General features: G+C 60.2%; 16 protein-coding genes. 9 read left to right on the forward strand and 7 right to left on the reverse strand.

Features of this window, described 5'->3' with window-relative positions; all coding sequences use genetic code 11:
• The first annotated feature begins 72 nt into the window (after positions 1–72).
• Complete coding sequence (gene yaaA, locus SLH49_RS07510) at positions 73–849, forward strand: peroxide stress protein YaaA (RefSeq protein ID WP_320268549.1); 777 nt, start codon at positions 73–75, stop codon at positions 847–849.
• Positions 850–917: 68 nt separating this feature from the next.
• Here the strand turns inward: yaaA and SLH49_RS07515 are convergent, their stop codons facing one another.
• Entirely contained in the window at positions 918–1,754 is an 837-nt protein-coding gene (locus SLH49_RS07515; protein WP_320268550.1) for a DUF2927 domain-containing protein, read from the reverse strand.
• 150 nt (positions 1,755–1,904) lie between these two features.
• Here SLH49_RS07515 and SLH49_RS07520 point away from each other — a divergent pair, with 150 nt between their 5' ends.
• Positions 1,905–2,678, forward strand: a complete 774-nt coding sequence (locus SLH49_RS07520) for an aspartate dehydrogenase (RefSeq protein WP_320268551.1) — start codon at positions 1,905–1,907, stop codon at positions 2,676–2,678.
• On the opposite strand, the gene SLH49_RS07525 is transcribed toward SLH49_RS07520, so the two are convergent.
• Positions 2,679–3,854 carry an acetyl-CoA C-acyltransferase family protein gene (locus SLH49_RS07525; RefSeq protein WP_320268552.1) on the reverse strand — a complete coding sequence of 392 codons (1,176 nt, stop codon included), beginning with the start codon at positions 3,852–3,854 and terminating at the stop codon, positions 2,679–2,681.
• Positions 3,855–4,088: 234 nt separating this feature from the next.
• Between SLH49_RS07525 and SLH49_RS07530 the strand changes: the two genes are divergently transcribed.
• Genes SLH49_RS07530 through selD form a run of 7 tightly spaced genes read left to right on the forward strand, consistent with a single transcriptional unit; the run spans position 4,089 to position 11,850 of the window.
• The gene (locus SLH49_RS07530; RefSeq protein WP_320268553.1) at positions 4,089–4,484 is read left to right on the forward strand and encodes a glyoxalase; all 396 of its coding nucleotides are present in this window, start codon (positions 4,089–4,091) and stop codon (positions 4,482–4,484) included.
• A gap of 3 nt (positions 4,485–4,487) precedes the next feature.
• The gene (locus tag SLH49_RS07535) at positions 4,488–5,066 is read left to right on the forward strand and encodes a hypothetical protein (protein ID WP_320268554.1); all 579 of its coding nucleotides are present in this window, start codon (positions 4,488–4,490) and stop codon (positions 5,064–5,066) included.
• 60 nt (positions 5,067–5,126) lie between these two features.
• The gene (locus tag SLH49_RS07540) at positions 5,127–5,783 is read left to right on the forward strand and encodes an ABC transporter ATP-binding protein (protein ID WP_320268555.1); all 657 of its coding nucleotides are present in this window, start codon (positions 5,127–5,129) and stop codon (positions 5,781–5,783) included.
• Positions 5,780–8,164: an ABC transporter permease gene (locus tag SLH49_RS07545; protein WP_320268556.1), complete on the forward strand. Its 2,385-nt coding sequence runs from the start codon at positions 5,780–5,782 to the stop codon at positions 8,162–8,164. Before SLH49_RS07540 ends, SLH49_RS07545 begins: the two co-directional genes overlap by 4 nt.
• Positions 8,154–9,179 carry a lipocalin-like domain-containing protein gene (locus SLH49_RS07550; protein WP_320268557.1) on the forward strand — a complete coding sequence of 342 codons (1,026 nt, stop codon included), beginning with the start codon at positions 8,154–8,156 and terminating at the stop codon, positions 9,177–9,179. Before SLH49_RS07545 ends, SLH49_RS07550 begins: the two co-directional genes overlap by 11 nt.
• Entirely contained in the window at positions 9,172–9,729 is a 558-nt protein-coding gene (locus tag SLH49_RS07555; RefSeq protein ID WP_320268558.1) for a pyridoxamine 5'-phosphate oxidase family protein, read from the forward strand. The genes SLH49_RS07550 and SLH49_RS07555 overlap by 8 nt, the downstream gene beginning before the upstream one ends.
• Positions 9,730–9,753: 24 nt before the next feature.
• Positions 9,754–11,850, forward strand: a complete 2,097-nt coding sequence (gene selD, locus SLH49_RS07560; RefSeq protein WP_320268559.1) for a selenide, water dikinase SelD — start codon at positions 9,754–9,756, stop codon at positions 11,848–11,850.
• Here the strand turns inward: selD and SLH49_RS07565 are convergent.
• The 5 genes from SLH49_RS07565 to SLH49_RS07585 all read right to left on the reverse strand — a co-directional run bounded on the left by SLH49_RS07565 (position 11,847) and on the right by SLH49_RS07585 (position 17,760).
• Complete coding sequence (locus SLH49_RS07565) at positions 11,847–13,235, reverse strand: 3'-5' exonuclease (protein WP_320268560.1); 1,389 nt, start codon at positions 13,233–13,235, stop codon at positions 11,847–11,849. The two genes, selD and SLH49_RS07565, sit on opposite strands and share 4 nt — an antisense overlap.
• Before the next feature lies 1 nt (position 13,236).
• On the reverse strand, positions 13,237–13,758 hold the full coding sequence (locus tag SLH49_RS07570; RefSeq protein ID WP_320268561.1) for a hypothetical protein: 522 nt from the start codon (positions 13,756–13,758) through the stop codon (positions 13,237–13,239).
• Positions 13,759–13,782: 24 nt separating this feature from the next.
• Positions 13,783–15,609: a DUF294 nucleotidyltransferase-like domain-containing protein gene (locus tag SLH49_RS07575; RefSeq protein WP_320268562.1), complete on the reverse strand. Its 1,827-nt coding sequence runs from the start codon at positions 15,607–15,609 to the stop codon at positions 13,783–13,785.
• Positions 15,610–15,675: 66 nt separating this feature from the next.
• Positions 15,676–17,478, reverse strand: a complete 1,803-nt coding sequence (locus SLH49_RS07580) for a sodium:solute symporter family protein (RefSeq protein WP_320268563.1) — start codon at positions 17,476–17,478, stop codon at positions 15,676–15,678.
• 3 nt (positions 17,479–17,481) lie between these two features.
• Entirely contained in the window at positions 17,482–17,760 is a 279-nt protein-coding gene (locus tag SLH49_RS07585; RefSeq protein WP_320268564.1) for a DUF4212 domain-containing protein, read from the reverse strand.
• Positions 17,761–17,776 lie beyond the last annotated feature (16 nt).

Here is a 17,776-nt window from a genome sequence, read left to right on the forward strand (position 1 = left end):
TCGTCCTTTCTGGCCCTAGTCAACACCGCTCACCATGTTACATCGTGGCCGGAACGAAAAGGATGATCTGAGATGCTTGTTGTTGTTTCTCCTGCAAAATCGCTCGATATGGCTCCGGTGGAGATCGCGGCCACAGCGCCCGTGTTTCAGGACGACGCGGTGCGGTTGTCCAAGACCGCGCAGAACCTGACGCTGAAGCAGCTCAAAGGCCTGATGGACATCTCCGACGATCTTGCGCGCCTGAACCGCGACCGGTTTCGCGCCTTCGCGGCAGAACCCGCGCCAGAGGCTATAAAACCCGCCGCCCTCGCGTTCAACGGCGACACCTATCAGGGGCTAGAGGCCAAGACCCTCTCCGCCGATGATCTCGCCTGGGCCCAGGACCATCTGCGCATCCTGTCGGGTCTTTACGGCCTTCTGCGTCCTCTTGATGCGATTCAACCCTACCGTCTGGAAATGGGGAGCAAGCTGAAAACCCGGCGCGGCAAATCGCTTTATGATTATTGGGGTGACACGATTGCCAAGGCGCTGAATGCACAGGCCACTGCACAAGGCACCGATACGCTCGTCAATTGCGCGAGCCAAGAGTATTTCGGCGCCGCCGACCGCAAGACGCTGAAATTGCGGGTGATCACACCGACCTTCATGGAACTCAAAGACGACAAGCCGCGCATTGTCAGCTTCTTCGCCAAACGCGCCCGTGGTGCGATGGCCCGCTTTATCATCGAGAATCGGCTAACCGAGGCCGACGCGATCAAAGACTTCCACACCGGTGGTTATGCTTTTGACTCCGACTTGTCCGAAGGCGACAAATGGGTCTTCCTGCGGGACTATCCGGAGGCGGCTTGACGACTGGCACGGTCAGCAAAACCCCAGCGGAGCGCGCGCTTTCCCTGTAGGGAAGGAAGGTTCCGCGCTCAGGGCTTGTCGGCGATCTCGACAATCGGCGCGGGCGCGATATTCAGAAACAGATCGGCCACGACATGCGCATCGTCACCGGGCGATACCCGGTCGCTGTAAAGCGCTTCAAGCAAACGAAAATCCGGATCGCGGTTCTCGCGCACGGCACCTGTATTGTCGAAGGTAAAGACCGATGACCCTTGGCTGTCATTCAAAAGTCCCAAGGTCTGTAGAAACTCTTCATAAATGCACTCGGCAATCGGCGTCGCCGCATCATTGTTGATAAAGATAAAGCCCGCGCGCAGCTCATCATTCTTGGACATCAGATTGAAATAGCAGCGAGTCTCGGTCCCTTCGGCGAATTGCCGGCTCAGCCGTCTGGTGCTTTGCGTCAATGCACCCAGCGTAATCCCGTCTTCAAGGCCGGTCAGAAAGATAAAGATGCTGCCGGTCAGCGAGACATCGTCCGTCTCATCCTCACCGCGCAGGATCGCGTTCACGATGGACCCTTCAACACCGTCAAAATCCTGGCGCGGCATCCGGAATTGCGTGTTGCCCGCCAGACGGCGGTTGAACTGGGACAGATCAAAGAACTCAACCTCGCCCACACCGGGGAAATTCGGCACCCGCGCATTGACCATCTCGACCAGCCCGTTGATCTGGTCCTGATAGGCCTCGCCATCATGTATCACCGTCACTTTCGGCGAATAGGCCCAGCGGCGTACGGTGCCGCGTTCTGACGCGATGATTTCAACAACCTGGTCGTAAATCGGTTTTTCCTGTGTCTGCGCTGCTGCAGGCAGGGCGAAGAAACACATTGCGGAGAGTGCGAATAGTCGAAAAATAGGCGTCATGGCGTCCTTCTTTGTCAATCGCTGGATCCACCCCGTGCGGATAGTATTCGTGGATAAAGCTGACAAATCGAGCGGTTTGTTGCTCAAATTAGGGCAAATTTAAATCAGGGCTTTGTGACGTGTCTTGCAGGCAACAAAGGGCGTGAAGAGATGAAGGTCGCGATCATCGGGCAGGGGGCGATTGCCCAATATGTGCGCAAACATGTGACGGCAGAGGCAATAACGGAGGTCGCGCAGATTGTCCGCAAGGGTAAGGAGCGGGCAGGGGACGTCCCGCATGTGTCTGACCTGAATGATCTGCCGGAGGTCCCCGATCTGATCGTCGATTGCGCCGGGCATAGCGCGCTGGCGCAGCATGGGCCAACGGCGCTTTCGCGTGGCATTGACGTGCTGACCGTCTCGCTCGGGGCATTGGCGGATGCGGCGCTGGCGACGGAATTGGAGCAGGCGGCCATCCGGGGCGGCGCACGGCTGCATCTGACAAGCGGCGCGATTGGTGGGCTGGACGTCTTGCGCGCGGCCCGGGTCAAGGGCTTGGCAGAAGTCACCTATACCGGCCGCAAACCGCCGAAAGGTTGGGTGGGGTCACCGGCAGAGGACGTGCTTGATCTGCCGTCGCTCACAACACCGGCGACACATTTCGGCGGCACCGCCCGCGAAGCCGCGTTGCGCTATCCCAAGAACGCCAATGTGGCGGCGGCGGTTGCATTGGCGGGGCTTGGCTTCGACCGGACCCGCGTGACGCTCATCGCTGATCCGCAAATCTCCACCAATATCCATCAGATCACGGCCAAAGGCGCCTTTGGCAGCTTCGACATCACGATCTCCGGCAACAGCTTGCCTGACAACCCGCGCAGTTCCGCGCTCGCCGCAATGAGTGTTGTCGCTGATCTGGCCGAGCGGAAGCGACCTATTGGCTTCTGATCAAATACTCTCAATCGCCAGTGCGATCCCCTGACCGCCGCCGATGCACATCGTGATCAGCGCGCGTTTGCCCTCAATGCGCTCCAACTCATACATCGCTTTGACCGTGATGATGGCACCCGTGGCCCCCACCGGGTGGCCAAGCGCAATCGCGCCACCATTGGGGTTCACGCGGGCGGGGTCGAAGCCCAGCTCTTTGCTCACGGCGAGCGCCTGCGCGGCGAAAGCCTCATTCGACTCGATCACATCGAAATCGTCGACCGTCAGCTTGAGTTTCATCAGAAGGTTCGCGACCGCCGGAACAGGCCCGATCCCCATCACCTCTGGCCGAACGCCCGCATGGGCATAGCCAAGCACCCGGAACTTCGGTGTGAGCCCAGCATTCTCTGCCGCATCCGCTGTGGCCAGAACGACAGCTGCCGCCCCGTCGTTGAGGCCGGACGCATTGCCCGCCGTGACCGATCCGTCCTTCTGAAAGACTGGACGCAGTCCCGCCAATGCCTCGGCTGTGGTCGCCTTCGGGTGCTCGTCCTGCACGAAATCCACCATCTCTCGGCGTTTCTTGACCGGGACGGGGACGATCTGTTCCTCAAAATAACCAGCAGAGATCGCAGCGGCGGCCCGTTCCTGGCTTTGCAGGGCAAAAGCGTCCTGTTCTTCGCGCGTCACCTGATGCTCCGCCGCGACATTTTCCGCCGTGACACCCATATGCCCGGTGCCGAAGGGGCAGTTGAGTGCACCCAGCATCATGTCCTGCGTTTTGATGTCACCCATCTTCGCGCCCCAGCGCTGGTCCGAGATGATGAACGGCGAGCGGCTCATATTCTCGGACCCGCCTGCGAGGCCAAACTCCGCATCGCCCAGTTGCAGCGATTGGACGACCGAGACAATCGCCTGCACGCCAGAGCCGCAAAGCCGGTTGACGTTCATCGCGGGCGTCGTCTCTGGCACGCCCGCATTCATTGCGGCGACGCGGCTGACATACATATCCTTGGGCTCTGTGTTGATCACATGCCCCATCGCGACATGGCCGATCTGCGCGCCCTCGACGCCGCTACGCTCCAGCGCACCCTTGCCTGCAATGGTGCCCAACTCAATCGGCGTTGTGCCCGCCAAGGCCCCGCCAAAGGTGCCAATAGCCGTCCGCGCGCCGCCCAGAATAACGATATCGGTCATCCGTTCCTCCCTGATTTTTCGCCACCACCTTAACCGCGCAGTCGAAGAGGAACAGCAAAACGTGACGGCATGGTAATCTTGAAATGGCGGCTTTTGATCACATGTGTATACTGTAGTATACATTATGCGGGAGAGTCATGCTTCAGGACGTTGCTGCGCAAAACTTTGTTGTCGTCGTCATTGTCTTTGTTGTGGTTGTTTGGGTGCTTATCCGGGGTACAGGCAAAGGTCGGCATGACCCCGATCAGCGAGATAAGAAAGGACATGACGATGATCACAGCACTTGATCATATCCAACTCGCCTTGCCCGAAGGGTCAGAAGATGATCTGCGCGCGTTTTACTGCGACTATCTGGGCATGGTCGAAATACCCAAACCAGCGCCCCTTGCGGCGCGCGGCGGATTTTGGGCCCGGGCCGGACAGCTTGAAGTGCATTTTGGTGTTGATCCCGATTTTCAACCCGCAAGGAAGGCGCATCCGGCCTTCATGGTGGCAAATCTAGACGATCTTGCCCGTGATTTTACTGATGCTGGTTATGAAATCACTTGGGATACGGCACTTCCCGATGTCAAAAGATGCTTTACACATGACCCCGTGGGCAACCGTGTCGAGTTGATTGCGCAGAGTTGATGCATGCTGAATTCTGAAACCCTTCCCTGGCTGATCCTGGGGCTTTTGATTTTGGGCGGCTACGCGCTGCACAAGCGCAAGAAGACCGACCGTTTCTCGCTCCTTGATGCACTTTTCGGCTGGATTGTTGAGATTTTCACCGGGCGCGAAAGCACGTATAGCGATAAGCCGCGCAAACGGCGCGGCCCCGATATGGCCTTCAGCGCCGGGCGCGACCCGGCCCATCAGAATACCCGGTTGCGCCAGATTTTCATTCCCATGGAACCGCATGAAGAAGAGGCTTTGCGTGCCTTCTACCTTGGCATCTTGGGCCTTGACGAGATGCGCCCGCCCAATTCCCATCTGGGGCAGGACGGGTTCTGGGCGGTGTCCGGCACCCGCCAGATCTATCTGGGCACCATGCCGGATTTCGCCTTTGACCGCGCATCGCTGCCCGCCTTTCCCTTGCGCAACATCCATGATGTGGCGGATCGCTTGACGACGGACGGATATGACACCGCGTGGGACCGCAGTGAGCAATTCGTCGATAAGCTGATCGTCATGGACCCTGCAGGGAATCAGATCGCCCTGATCCCTACCTAAGCCCCGTGCATTTTCGCCGCAGCCGTTTCCTTTGGCGCGCGCTGTGTTAGGTCTTGCGCCATGTTGTTGGTCGCTGAAAACATTCACAAAACCTATGCCACAGCCGACGGCCCGTTTGAGGTGCTGCGCGGCGTTGATCTGCGCCTCGATAAGGGAGAGACGCTGGCCCTGACGGGGGAGTCCGGCAGCGGTAAAAGCACGCTTTTACATCTGATTGGCGGGCTCGACACGCCTGATCAGGGGACCATCGCGCTCGATGGTAAGAATATCGCAAGGCTTGACGACAATGGACGTGCCGCCTTGCGGCGCGGGACGGTTGGTGTTGTCTTTCAGCAGTTTAATCTGATCCCCAGTCTGAAAGTGGTAGACAACATCGCGTTTCAGGCCCGGCTTGCCGATGCGCATGATCCCGATTGGGCGGCGCATCTCGCCTCGGAGATGGGGCTGAACGATCACCTGAACAAATATCCCGAGCAGCTCTCGGGCGGGCAGCAGCAGCGCGTGGCGATTGCGCGGACCCTGGCGCCACGTCCGCGGCTGGTGCTGGCAGATGAGCCGACGGGCAATTTGGACGAAGACACCGCAGCCATCGTGATGGACCTGATGCTGGAGCTTGTGGCGGCATCCGGCGCGGGCCTGCTGATGGTGACCCATTCGCAGGCTCTTGCGGCGCGCCTGTCACGGCGGCTGCATCTGAAAGCCGGGCAGATCACATGACGGTGGTCACCCTGCAAGTACTGTTGTCGCATTGGTGGCGCAATCCGCTGCAGCTTTTCACGCTTTTGGCGGGGCTGGCGCTGGCCACAGCACTCTGGTCCGGGGTGCAGGCTGTGAATGCCGAGGCGCGGGCGAGCTATGATGCCGCCGCCGCCACATTGGGCGAAGGGCGATACGACCGCCTGATCCGGGCGGATGGCCAGCCGATGGCGCAATCGACATATATCGCGCTGAGGCGCGCCGGTTGGCTGGTTAGCCCTGTGGTGCAGGGGCGGTATCAAGGCGTGCGGATTATCGGCGTGGATGTCCTGACGGCGCCTGGGGGGCTTGCCCCTGCGCGTTCGGAGGGTCGGACTAGTATCGGCGCTTTTCTGGCAGGTGGCGGGCAGTTCTTTGCGAATGCAGAGACGGTGGCGCGACTGTCGGAACTCGACGTCGCCCTTTCCCCCGATATCGCACCGAACACCGCCATCTCGGATATCGGCGTGGCGCAACAATTGTTGGGCAAAGAGGACCTGATCGACAGCCTGATCGTGCTGCCGCGACAGCCGAAAACGCAAGCCGAACTGGCCATTGTTGCGCCAGAACTGACCCGGCAACAGGCACAGACGGGCACCGATATCGGGCGGCTTACGGACAGCTTTCACCTGAACCTGACGGCCTTTGGGCTTTTGTCATTTGCGGTGGGGATTTTCATTGTGCACGGCGCGATTGGGCTCGCTTTTGAACAAAGGCGGCCCGTCGTGCGCACGTTGCGCGCGCTGGGTCTGCCGCTGGGTCGGTTGATCGTGCTGATGGCGGCGGAACTGATGCTCTTTGCCCTTGTGGCGGGCGGGATTGGGGTGGCGTTGGGCTATGTGATCGCTGCGCTGTTGCTGCCGGATGTTGCGGCGACCTTGCGCGGGCTTTATGGGGCTGATGTCGCAGGCACGCTGCAATTGCGCCCTGTCTGGTGGTTGTCGGGGCTCGGGATCGCGTTGGGCGGCACGGCACTGGCCGCCAGTGGCGCGCTTTATCAGCTGGCGCGGATGCCGCTTTTGGCGGCAGCGCAACCGCGCGCGATGGCGATGGCGGCAGGCCGCCGGGCCTGGCTTCAGGGTGCGGGGGCTGCGATCCTTTTGATGCTCGCGCTGATCCTGATGTTCACGGCTAATGGATTGGTTGGCGGCTTTGCCTTGCTGGCGAGCCTGCTGATCGGGGCGGCCTTGGCTCTGCCTTTGATCTTGGATCGATGTCTTGCCTTCGCCAGCCGCCTCGCCAAATCCGTGCGAGCGCAGTGGTTCTGGGCCGATACGCGCCAGCAATTGCCGGGGCTTTCGCTGGCGCTGATGGCGCTGCTGTTGGCGATGGCGGCGAATGTGGGGGTTTCGACCATGGTGTCGAGCTTTCGTCTGACCTTTGTCGATTTTCTGGACCAGCGTTTGTCGTCCGAGCTTTACATTCGCACCGAAGATGCGGCGCAAAGCGCGGCGCTGATTGAATTTGCCACGCCACGTGTCGATGCGATCCTGCCGATCCAGAGCGCGGATGTCACCGTCGCGGGCCAACCGACCGAAGTCTTCGGCACCCGCGACCACGCGACCTATCGCGACAATTGGGTGTTCTTGCAAAGCGCCGATGCGGCGTGGGACACAACATTCGCGGGTGAAACGGTGCTGATCAACGAACAATTGTCGCGGCGTGTGGGACTGGGTGTGGGTGATGTCATTGCCTTGCAGGGGCAGGATTTTGCGATTGCGGGGGTGTATGGCGATTATGGCAACCCGATCGGGCAGGCGGTAATCGGGGAGGCGATCTTTGCCCACCTTTATCCTGACGTCACCCCGCAGAGTTTCGGCATCCGTTTGGACCCGGCAGCCGCGCCGGATTTTATGGCTGACCTTGATGCAGCAACCGGCACTGGGCCGGGCCAATCGATCAATCAGGCCGGAATCAAGGCGATGTCGCTGTCGATATTCGAGCGAACCTTCACGGTGACGACCGCACTCAACATCCTCACGCTGGCCGTGGCGGGCTTTGCGATTTTGATGAGCCTTCTGACTTTGGCGTCCATGCGGGTGCCGCAACTGGCACCGGCCTGGGCGATGGGGATGACCCGCAACCAGTTGGGCCAGCTTGAACTGGTGCGCGCCGTGATGCTCGCCTGTCTGACGGCGCTGGTTGCATTGCCACTGGGCCTCGTGCTGGCCTGGGCGCTGTTGGCTGTTGTGAATGTGGCGGCCTTTGGCTGGAAGCTGCCGATGTATCTGTTCCCGCTGGATTATGCGCGGCTGGGGCTCTTTGCCTTGCTGGCGGCGGCATTGGCCGCGTCGTGGCCCGCGCGTCGGCTGGCGCGGACGCCGCCTGCGGACCTTTTGAAGGTGTTTTCGAATGAACGTTAGAGCGCTCGTTTTCCTTTTGTTGCCTGTTCAGTCCGTGGCTCAGGGCTTTGCGGGGCTTGGTACCGAGGTAGAGGGTTTCGCGATCCCTCAGCCGAACCCGGTCTTCGACTTTCCGACCGATCATGGGCAACACAACGATTACAGGATCGAATGGTGGTATCTGACGGCCAATCTGGAGGGGCCGGACGAAACACCTTACGGCCTGCAATGGACGCTGTTTCGCAGCGCGATGGCGCCCAGTGAAAGCGACGACTGGCGCTCTCCCCAATTGTGGATGGGGCATGCGGCGGTGACGACGCCTGATGCGCATTACGTGGCCGAGCGTCTGGGTCGTGGCGGCATCGGGCAGGCGGGTGTCATCGCCGACCCTTTTGAGGCCTGGATTGACGATTGGACGCTGCGCGGTGATTGGGAAACGCTGCAGATGACCGCAAGTGGCCCTGATTTTGCCTACGAAATGGCGCTGACTGCGGAAGGCCCGCTGATCTTTCATGGTGAGGGCGGTTACTCGGTCAAATCGGCGGAAGGGCAAGCATCCTACTACTATTCCCAGCCGTTCTTTCAGATCGAAGGGGTGCTGCAATTGCCGGAAGGGGAGATTCCCGTCAGCGGAAATGCCTGGCTGGACCGCGAATGGTCTTCGCAGCCTTTGGCGGACAATCAGACCGGGTGGGACTGGTTCTCGCTCTCATTCGATGACGGCAACAAGCTGATGGGGTTCCGGTTGCAGCAGACGGATGGGAACAACTTTACCTCGGCCACGTGGATTGCACCGGACGGGCAGACGACGCCCTATAGCAATGGCGCATTCACAGCGACCCCGCTGGCGACCAACGCCGATGATGTGCCGATCCGCTGGCAGGTAATGCTGCCACAGCACGGTGTCGATGTTACTGTTGCCGCGATCAATGAGAATGCGTGGATGACGACCTCTATTCCCTATTGGGAGGGGCCTGTGACTGTCACAGGCAGTCATGAGGGTGTCGGATATCTTGAGATGACCGGCTATGACTAGCTGGTTTGAGACCCTTGACGGGACACGGGAGAAGGTTTGGAACACGTTGGGGCGAGGGGTGGCGGATGCCAAACATCCCGCCCGCAGGCCGACCTTGGCGACTGTTTCACCCGATGGCTGGCCAGAGGCGCGCACGGTTGTGTTGCGCAGCGCTGATCGCGAGGCTGGAGAGGTAAGCCTGCATACGGACCTCCATTCCGACAAGATCAAAAGCCTGCGCGCAAGCCCACGGGCCGCCTTGCATATTTGGGATGCCAAACAGGATTTGCAGATCAGGTTGCAGGCCGAAGTCACTATTCAGTCGGGGCTAGAGACGACGGCCTTGTGGGACAAGATCCCCGATCATGCGCGCCAATCCTATGGGGTGACGCCTGCGCCGGGGACACCCATCACCGATGCGCTCGCCTATGACAAATCGCCCGACCCGGCGACCTTTGCCGTGCTGCGTTGCAAGGTGACCCATATTGACGCGGTACATCTGGGTGCAGAGCATCGGCGTTGCAGTTTCTCACGTGCGCGTCAGTGGCGCGGTCAATGGCTTTCGCCCTAGATCAGCGCTCGCTACAACACGCCCATGAACGCTTTTCCCCTGACACGTGATCTGGTGCTGATTGGTGGTGGTCACACCCATGCTTTGGTCTTGCAGCAATGGGGGATGAACCCGCTTCCGGGCGTGCGGTTGACGGTGATCAATCCGGGGCCGACCGCGCCCTATTCGGGGATGTTGCCAGGCTTTGTTGCCGGGCATTATGGGCGGGATGAGTTGGATATTGATCTCGTGCGGCTGGCACGATTTGCGGGCGCGCGGCTGATCAACGGATATGCGACGACGCTGGACCCGGTTTCCAAGACCATCACAGTGCCCGAAAGGCCCGCCATCGCTTATGATGTGGCCTCAGTTGATGTGGGCATCACCTCTTCCATGCCCGATCTGCCGGGTTTTGCCGCACATGCGATCCCAGCGAAGCCGCTTGGGGCCTTTGCTACGCGCTGGGCGACGTTTCGCGAACGGGCGAAGAACCCGCAAATCGTCATTATTGGCGGCGGCGTGGCGGGGGCAGAGCTTGCCATGGCGATGGCCTATGCATTGCAGGGCAAAGGCGCGCAGATCAGGCTGATAGATCGGTCGCGCGTGCTGACGGCCCTGGGCTACAAGGCCAGGCAAAAGATGCTGGCCGCATTGGCGGCTGAGCAGGTCGAAATCATTGAGGATGCTGAGGTTTCCGAGATCTTTCCCGAAGGTGTCGTGCTGAATGACGGGCGGGTCATCCACAGCGATTTCACTACGGGGGCGGCGGGAGCCAAGCCGCATGACTGGATCGCCAGAACAGGCCTGGAGCTACACGAGGGGTTCATCTCCGTCGATGCACATCTGCAATCCAGCGATGAAAGCGTCTTTGCCGTGGGCGATTGCGCGCACTTGAGCCACGATCCCCGACCCAAAGCCGGGGTATATGCGGTGCGCGAAGCCCCGGTGCTTTACGACAATCTGCGGGCGGTTTTGTCCGGGGGTGATTTGCGCCGCTACAGGCCACAGCGGGATTACCTCAAGCTGATCTCTTTGGGTAGTAAATCTGCCCTGGCCGAGAAATTCGGCACGGCAAGAGACGGCCCGCTTTTGTGGCGGCTTAAGGATCATATCGATCGTAAATTCATGGATCAGTTTGCCGATCTTACGATGGTGTCAGTGCCAAAACTGCCACGCACCCGTGCGATCGGTGTCGCCGCCGCCATAGGCGATCAGCCGATGTGCGGCGGATGTGGTGCGAAGGTCGGGCGTGCGGCGCTGCAAACCGTTTTGGGCGAAGCATTTGGGGATGATGCCGCGATGATTCAGCCGGGGCAGGTGATCACAACGGATCATCTACGCGCGCTCACCCACGATCCGGCAGCGATGACCCGGATCGCCGCGATCCATGCCTTGGGCGATATCTGGGCGATGGGTGCCGCGCCGCAGGCCGCGACGCTCAGCATCATCCTGCCGCGCATGTCGGCGGAATTGCAGTCACGGACGCTGGAAGAGATCACGGCGACCGCCAAGGATGTAATGGGTGCGGAAGGTGCCAGGATCGTTGGCGGCCATACCTCGCTGGGGGACGAGTTGACGATTGGGTTTACGATCACCGGATTGACGGACCATCCCATTGGTCTGGACGGCGCGCGGCCCGGCGACGCGCTGATCCTGACGAAGCCGATTGGCGGCGGCACGATCATGGCGGCAGAGATGGCCGGTCACGCGGACGGGGCGGATGTGATTGCGTGCTTTGATCAGATGATGCAATCGCAGGGGGACGCCGCTCGGATATTGCAGGGAGCCCATGCGATGACGGATGTGACGGGTTTCGGGCTGGCCGGGCACTTGCGCGGCATTTGCGATGCGTCCGGTGTTGGCGCGCGGCTGGACCTCGATGCGATCCCACTGATGCAGGGTGTCAAAGAGCTATCGGCAAAAGGTATCCGCTCGACCTTATTTGCCGACAATCGACAGGGTGCAGGGCCGATCAGTGGCCCGGATTTTGATCTGCTGTTTGACCCGCAAACTGCTGGAGGACTTCTGGCCGCTGTGCCGACGGATGCGGCGGACAAGGCCTTGTCGCAGTTGAAAGAGGCCGGATTCAAAGCAGCGATCATTGGTGAAATCACCGACACCGGGCAGATCGCAACCGCCTAATCCTGCACTTCCAGTATCCGCGCATGCTTGCGCATTTCGGCCTTGACCTGACCGAAGGTGATCAGCCCCCGCGCCTCAAGGATGGGCAGGAGCGCTACGAACGCCTCAGCTGTGGCCATGGCGTCGCCCAAGGCGGTGTGGCGCAGGGCTTGCGGGATCGTGATCTCTAACCTGTCGCAAAGCGCATCCAGCGTATGGGTGGCGGAGCCGCCAAAGACGATGGCCGAGAGATGCACCGTATCAAGGATTGGGTTATCGAAGGCCGGGTGATTGTTGCGATGGAGAAACGCCATGTCGAAAGGCGCGTTATGGGCGATGATCACTGCATCCCGCGCGAAGGCGTGAAAGCGTGCGCAGACCTCACCAAATTGTGGCGCATCGGCGACCATCGCATCGCTCACGCCATGGACCTTGGTCGAGGCGGGCGGGATGGGACGGCCCGGATTAGCCAGCGCCTCAAAGACCTCTGCCTTGATCAGCTTGCCGTTGACGATGCGGACCGCGCCCAACTGCACCACGTCATCCTTTTCCGGATCGAGCCCGGTGGTTTCGCTGTCGAAGACGACAAAGGTGAGGTCGCGCAAAGGTGTCTCGTTCGGGTCGGTCTGGCGGTCCTTCTCCAAGAGATCGAAGTCGTAGACGAGCGGTCGGGCGGCGTCGGGATTGAGCGGCTCCAGCATCAGCATATAGCCGCCCTCATCGTCAAAGACGCGGATATGGCCCGAATAGACATCGCCCGATTTGCCCTTGATGGTGATGGCGCGGCGCGACTGGTCACGCTCTCCCATCGTGTTGAGCGCGGCCATCAGCGCGCTTTCCTCAAGATAGTCACAGACAGAGCCGTTGAGGCGGGCAGGTGCCTCACGCTCCATCAGGTCGGCGGCCTGTCCGTCATAAAGGACGATCTGGTGGTCGGGGGTTGCGACGATGACCGCCACGGGAATGTCCGAGAGGATGCGCAGAAGCTGCGCGCGCTGGCGTTCCAGCCGCGCAGTCTTCTCGGCAACCGTTTCGGCGGTCGCGCGCGAGGCCGCGCCCAGCTTTTCATTGATGGCCGAGGCTGCGGGGGCGAGGTCACCCAGATACCGCGCGGTCTGGCTATCGATGGCGCTTGTGATCCCCGTTTCGGCGCGCACGCGAAACTCGGCGGCCATCGCCTCAATCGGTTTGCTGATGTTTTCGTCAAACAGGCGCCAGACAAAAGTGCTCAGTGCCAGAATGCCGAAGGCGGCCACGATGCCGACGGTCATGAAAGACGATAGCGCCTCTTCCGCGCCCAGTTGGCGATAGCCCAGGAACAGAGCTGCAAGCACAGCGAGTGTGCCGCCAATGCCGATCAGGCAGAAGAAGAGGAACACCCGAAATCGCAGGCTGAGCTCTTTCATCTCACGCTTCCGCACAGGCCGTGGTGAGTAGGGGGTCTGTTGGCTCCACGGCAAACCATTGCGCGTTTACGACGCTGCCATCAGCACCAAATTCGATGCCGTCAACCACATCGGCGCGCCTGTTGTCCGCGCAATCGAATAGCATCGGCACCTTCGCGGTGCGGGTCCAGCGCCCATAAAACACCAGATCGACAATGCGCTGACCGGGATGGTCGGGATGGGTGCGGGTGCTTTGCTGATCGACCGCGACATAGCGCGTGACAAAGGGGGCGGCATAGGTCCAGGGCCGGTAGATGGCGGGTTCCGCGACCGTCTGTGCCACGACCATGCCTTCGGGCATCGTCGCGACGGTGCGGTCATACCAGCCATATTCGCTGGAAATCGTGGCAAGCAGCATCGCCGCCCCCGCCGACACCGGCACCAGCCAGGATGGCAGCCGCCCTTTCAGCGCGCGGTTCAATGCCCAGACCAGGAGTGCCGCTGCGACACCCGCGACAATCGTGCCGATCAATTCGAAAAACATGGGTCCTCCTCCCCGTCTTTCATCTTATCCCAAAACGCCCCGTCCTTGCATCAGGGCTGACTGCATTGTTTTGATCACAACAAAGGCATCACGCAAGTGGCTGCGTTCAAACGCCGACAGGTCAGCGGGCGGCAGGAAGTTATCCGGGGCCGCGCCCGCCTTGATCTGGCGCGCCTGATGGTCAAGCCGTGTTTGCGCCACGAGATCATAGGCATCCAGCAGATCGCGCCCGCCCGACGCGCTGATCACCTCACCCGCGATGGCGGCCTGCAGCCGGGCTCGGGTGTTCACCGGGTCAAGCTTGCCTTGCAGCGCATACATCCGCCCCAGATCAACCACCGGAACAACGCCGCTCAGCTTCATATCCACCGTATTGCGGTTTTCGCCCGACCGTATTGTCGCGAGACCCTTGAGCATTCCCAACGGCGTCTGATGAGTCAGCGCATTCGTGGCCATATGCGCGGTGAAGATGGAATTGCCAGCCGCCGCCTCCAGCGTGTCCCCCTGCAACCCATCAAAGAGGGTCGCATCGCCGCCAATCACCCGCAGATCAAACATGACCGAGGCGAGCATCTGCGCCTCTTTACTTGGGTTCTTGATCCAATGCTGAAAGTATTCCCGCCAGACCGAGATCGGCTGCCGCCAGCGCGGGTTCGTCGCCATCATATCGCCGGGGCAATAGACATAGCCACAGGCATCCAGCCCGTCGCTGACGAATTGCGCGAAGGGTTCGAAATAGGCCAAAGCGGTCTCGCTCAGATCATCTTCCAGGATCAGGCAATTGTCCTGATCAGAGACACCCGTCTGCTCCTGCCTCCCCTGCGATCCGCAGGCGAGCCAGACATAGCGTGCGGGCGGGGGCCCGTATTTCTCTTCGGCCATGGCCAGCAGGCGGCGGGTGACCACATCGGCGATATCGGTGATCATGCGTGTGACCACATCATGCCGGTTTCCGGCGGCGACCAGCTGCACCAAAAGGTTGGGGATGCGGCCTGTAACGGCAGCCAGTTCATTGATGCCCGCGGCCTCTGCTGCATCGGCAACGAAACCCGCCGTGTTGGAGGCCTGAAACCGCGTCAGATCGGTTTGGGTGACGATACCCACAAGCTTGTCGGCAGAGACAATCGGCAAATGCCCCAGCCGGTATTCCATCATCATATGCAGCACGTCAGAGCCGATGGCGGATGGCGGCAAGGTGCGGGGATCGGGCGTCATGATCTCACCGACCGGTGTGTCGTGGGGCAGGCCTTGTGCCAGCGCCTTGCCCGACAGATCACGGATGGTCACGATGCCCGTCAGCTTTTTCCAGGCGACGACACAGAGGCACGAGATATGCGCATCGCGCATCTTCTGCGCGGCTTCTTTGATGGTCATGCCGGGCGTGCAGGTTACGGGGTCGGGCACCATCAGGGTCTCGACCTGCACGCGGGTCAGATCAAAGGCGCTGAGCGCTTCTTTCGCGTCTGCCTTGCCGCTGCGGTCGAAGAAGCGGCGAAACGGTTCATGATCTGCGCGCAGCTTGTGAAAAAGCTGCGGGGGAATGCAGATCAAGCGCGCATCCTGCTCGGCCCTTGCGGACGTCACCGCGCGCCCGTTTTTGAGTAGACCGCGTTCGCCAAACGAGTTCTCGCGATGCAACAGCGAAATCTGCTGATCATTCTCATCATGGACGGCGACCTGTCCGCTTTCAATCACGTAAAGCCCGTCCAGATCCTCGCCCAGCGTATAGATCGGCGCGCCAGCGGGGTAGGTGCGCAGCATCGCCTCTTTGCGCAACGCACGAAACGCCACGTCCGGCAGGGCGTCATAGGGGTGGAGTTGTTTCAGAAACGAAATTGCGGTGTCGGTCATAGCTGAAATCCGCGAAAACGCTTGGGAAGAGAGGGCCAGCAACATGCGCTGCTGGCCCCATTTGTGTTAGTGATCGGCAGCCGCCGCCCCTGCACCGGCAGGGATACGCACGCTTTCGACCAGATCCTTGATCTCTTGCGGTGTGTCCTTGGTTGCCATCGACACAGCATAGGCCACAGCGAAGTTGATGATCGCACCGATTGCACCGATCGCCGTGGACTGGATGCCAAACAGCGACCCATCCACCGTATCAGGGAAGGAGTTGGTGCCTGCGATGAAGAACCAGCCCTTGTGCAGGAAGATGTAGATCAGCGTGAAGATCAGACCCGACAGCATCCCACACACAGCGCCAACATTGTTCACGCGCTTTGAGAAGATGCCCATCATCAATGCCGGGAAGATCGACGCTGCTGCCAGACCAAAGGCCAGTGCCACGGTTTGTGCGGCAAATCCGGGCGGGTTGAGCCCCAGGATTGTCGCCACCACAATGGCCACCGCCATCGCGATCCGCGCCCACAGCAATTCACCTTTTTCCGAGATGTTGGGTGCAATCGCACCTTTCACCAGGTCATGGCTAACCGCGGATGAGATCGCCAGAAGCAGACCCGCCGCTGTGGACAAGGCTGCAGCCAGACCGCCTGCAGCGACCAGACCGATCACCCAACCGGGCAGGTTGGCAATCTCTGGGTTCGCCAGCACTAGGATGTCACGGTTGAAATTCGTCAACTCGTTCCCTTCCCAGCCATTGGCTGCGGCCCGTTCTGCCATCGCGTCAGATCCGTCATTGTAGTACTGGATCAGGCCGTCACCGTTCTTGTCTTCCCAATCAAGAAGACCGGTTTTCTGCCAGGTTAGCATCCAGTCATAAGCGGGATCATTCTCGATGGTCTGGACAGAGACCGCATCACCGCTCGTGCCATTTGGCCACATCAGTTCGGTGATGTTCAGGCGTGCCATCGCACCGACAGCAGGGGCTGTCAGGTAAAGAAGCGCGATGAAGACCAGCGTCCAACCAGCAGACCAGCGGGCGTCAGACACCTTTGGCACCGTGAAGAACCGCATGATCACGTGGGGCAGACCCGCCGTGCCGATCATCAGCGACAGGGTGAAGAGCACCATGTTCAGGTTGTCCTTATGTGCCTCGGTATAGCTCGCAAATCCAAGATCGGTCACGATCTGGTCGAGCTTGGTCAGCAGATACACACTGCCTTCGCCTCCGGTTGCAGCCGTTTCACTGAACAGGCCCAAAGCCGGGATTGGCGTGCCGGTCAATTGCAGTGAGATGAACACGGCGGGAATGGTATAGGCCGTGATCAAGACACAGTATTGCGCCACCTGTGTATAGGTCACACCCTTCATGCCGCCGAAAACCGCATAGGCAAAAACCACACAGGCCCCGATCAACAGACCGGCTGTGTTGGACACCTCAAGGAACCGGCCAAAGGCCACGCCCACACCCGTCATCTGTCCGATCACATATGTCACAGACGCGACGATCAGACAGATCACGGCAACAAGACGTGCCGTCTGCGAGTAGAACCTGTCACCGATGAATTCTGACACGGTGAACTTGCCGAACTTGCGCAGGTAAGGTGCAAGAAGCAGTGCCAGCAGCACATAGCCCCCGGTCCAACCCATCAGAAAGGTCGAATTGTCATAGCCCACAAAGGCAATCAGACCCGCCATGGAGATGAACGATGCCGCAGACATCCAGTCCGCTGCGGTGGCCATTCCGTTGGTGACGGGGTGTACACCCCGTCCGGCGGCATAAAACTCAGACGTAGAACCCGCGCGGGCCCACACAGCGATGCCGATATAGAGCGCGAACGACCCGCCCACAAACAGCAGATTAATGGTAAACTGGTCCATGGGTTACTCCTCTACCCCATATTCACGGTCGAGCTTGTTCATCCGCCATGCGTAAAAAAAGATCAGCGCAAGAAATACGAGAATCGATCCTTGTTGTGCGAACCAGAACCCAAGATCGGTTCCGCCCACTTCAATCCCTGCGAGCATTGGTCGCAGCAGGATGCCAAAGCCAAAAGAGACGGTCGCCCAGATCACGAGGCTGATAATGATAAGCCGCAGATTGGCTTTCCAGTATCCGACCCCATCCTCGGCCGCCCTTACACTTGTTGTTTCATCCGCCATATGGCGCTCCTCCTTG

The sequence above is a fragment of the Cognatiyoonia sp. IB215446 genome, assembly GCF_033963825.1.
Taxonomy (GTDB): domain Bacteria; phylum Pseudomonadota; class Alphaproteobacteria; order Rhodobacterales; family Rhodobacteraceae; genus Yoonia.